3 protein-coding genes and 1 pseudogene are annotated in these 2,216 nt (G+C 36.7%); all 4 read right to left on the bottom strand.

What is annotated here, in order from left to right; genetic code table 11:
• Nucleotides 1-104: 104 nt before the first annotated feature.
• Nucleotides 105-461 (bottom strand): hypothetical protein, encoded by a 357-nt coding sequence (locus AACX68_RS06335; RefSeq protein ID WP_228860836.1) that lies wholly within the window; start codon nucleotides 459-461, stop codon nucleotides 105-107.
• Between the two features lie 38 nt (nucleotides 462-499).
• Nucleotides 500-1,363, bottom strand: coding sequence for an NAD(P)H-hydrate dehydratase (locus AACX68_RS06330; RefSeq protein WP_228860835.1), 864 nt, complete (start codon nucleotides 1,361-1,363; stop codon nucleotides 500-502).
• 285 nt (nucleotides 1,364-1,648) lie between these two features.
• Nucleotides 1,649-1,828 (bottom strand): annotated as a pseudogene (locus tag AACX68_RS20130) (RHS repeat-associated core domain-containing protein); the annotation flags it as partial.
• A 148-nt stretch (nucleotides 1,829-1,976) separates the two neighbouring features.
• Nucleotides 1,977-2,216 (bottom strand): hypothetical protein (locus tag AACX68_RS06325; protein WP_228860834.1); only part of this gene is annotated, 240 nt, incomplete at its 5' end.

Raw genomic sequence — 2,216 nt, 5'->3', positions numbered from 1 at the left:
AACCAATAAACCATTATATAAAATAGAAGCAATAAGTAACGTCACTAATTAAACTGGTGATATTTTTAATATACATTAAATATCATAGTTAATAACACTAAAAATCAATAATTAAATACACCATCCTCTGAAAAAACCAACTTCCCATCTTTTGAAATATATAAAATACCTTGTTGGTAAATGGTATATGTCATATTTTTATGCTTAAACATATATCCATAGAAAGAACAACTCCCTGTGTCACAATCTCTATTCATAGTGTGTCCTTTTATTGTCAGTGAAGTATGGTCTTTCTTATTTGTTATAACAGACTCCACATCCTCGCAACTTACATATCCTTCAGGGCAAAAACTATAAATAGCAACGTGATAAGTCTTTGTCTCAAAAATAGTTGCATCATCTGCAAATGATACCTGTGAAAATATGAAGAGCATAAAAGCTAACAGTATTTTTTTCATCATTGTCGTCGCCCCTTAATAGTCAGTTTTTAATTCAGCCATCATATATCGTGATTAGTTATTTGGTTTCTTATCTTTCTGACATAATCAATAATCTCATGGGCTGTCAGACCTATCGGACCGATCCCATCCGCAACCAGCATATCAGCCGCTTTACCATGTAACCAAACCCCTGCTCGTACCGCTTCCTCAAATGGAATACCCTGAGCCAGCAGACTACCGATAATACCGGAAAGTACATCCCCACTACCAGCAGTCGCCAAGCCACTATTACCTGTTTCATTTATCCACGTTCGCCCATCCGGTGCAGCAATTACGGTACGATGACCTTTAAGTACCGCCCAGCAACCATATCGGGCACTCAAGGCCTGTGCTGAACCCAGCCTGTCAGACTGGATAGACTGAGAGTCTGTCTGTAACAATCTTGATGCTTCTTTCGCATGAGGAGTGATAACAGTTTTGTCCGAAAGAGCAATTTTGCTTGGAAATTTTGCCAAAATATTTAAACCATCAGCATCAACCAGTACTTTTTCACCTTGATGGGTATAGTTGATCATTTTCTGTATAAAACTAACCGCCTCAGTAGAAGTCCCTAGCCCACAACCAATTACCCACGCAGATGGAAGCTCGCCTTCAAAAAGCTGGCTGGCTTTATTCAATATCAATTCCGGTACAGAATCTATCAATTGAACAGCTAGCGGCTCCTGATTAAAACCGATAATAACCTTCCCACACCCGCTCTTTAACGCAGCTGTACCCGTAAGAACACAAGCGCCACTCATAGTTTCAGCCCCGCCGATAATATTCAGAGTCCCGAAAGTACCTTTATGACTATCTTCAGGCCTGGGTAATGTTAGCGTTGGAAACCAGTCAGATACTTGCTTTTTTTCATCCTGAGTTATCATTCTTGCACCTCTTAATTTTATGTTCGCTTGTTGCCTCTTGACCCAATGTAATTGTATGAACAAATAACTCGTGTTATCCGCTATTTTTAATGAGTGAAATGTGATTGATATCTGTTTTTCAGTGGGAAACAGAATACCTTTTGTCTGATGGGTTGGGTTTGAGGGAATGTTTTATGAGTTAAAAAGAGCTGACAAGTACTAAAATAGTATCCTGATCTATTTATCATTTCACTCCTTTGATTTTCGATTCTGAAGTATCATATGATATTCCTTCGTTTTTTTCTTCGCCAATCCCAGAGGATCAATCTCTCCCGTTGGATTTGATACATAACCGTAAGTATTGACTCCACCTTGAATGCCTATCGGATCTGGTGTTAGGTAACAGCTCGCTATAGGTGAATAATATCTGAACCGATTATAGAAGAGACCACTCTCTTCATCCAACCACTGGCCGACGAATTGCAATCATCAAACTCGCAATTTTCTTCTCCCTAAAAAATAAACGCCCAGTGATCCCAGATTTCTTTATTAGATGACAAAAAGATGGGAACACTGGACGCTTACAAAAACTTTATAGAGTTATATTAATTTTTATTACATATAGAACCTTCAATTATCTATCAAGTAAAAAATCGCTTTTTTCTATTTTCTCTAGATATTTTTCTATATGTAACCCATCGAAATCATCCTCTGATACATAAAAACCAATATCTATTACTAATGATAACAGCTTGATAAATGATTTTTCATCATTTTCTAAAAAGTATTTCAAAAACAATATTTCATCAGGACTATCTTTTAAAACAAAGAAAGAATAGTTCATTACTATCATATGAGAAATAAATAATTCACA

The organism is Xenorhabdus sp. PB61.4, from assembly GCF_963894935.1.
Taxonomy (GTDB): Bacteria; Pseudomonadota; Gammaproteobacteria; order Enterobacterales; family Enterobacteriaceae; genus Xenorhabdus; species Xenorhabdus stockiae.
Note: the sequence above shows the minus strand (reverse complement) of the source record. Positions and strands in the feature narration are given on the sequence as shown.

What these genes read in the sequence shown, in the direction of transcription:
- AACX68_RS06335 (WP_228860836.1), bottom strand. Translation starts at nt 461, where the DNA reads ATGATGAAAAAAATACTGTTAGCTTTTATGCTCTTCATATTTTCACAG.
- AACX68_RS06330 (WP_228860835.1), bottom strand. Translation starts at nt 1,363, where the DNA reads ATGATAACTCAGGATGAAAAAAAGCAAGTATCTGACTGGTTTCCAACG.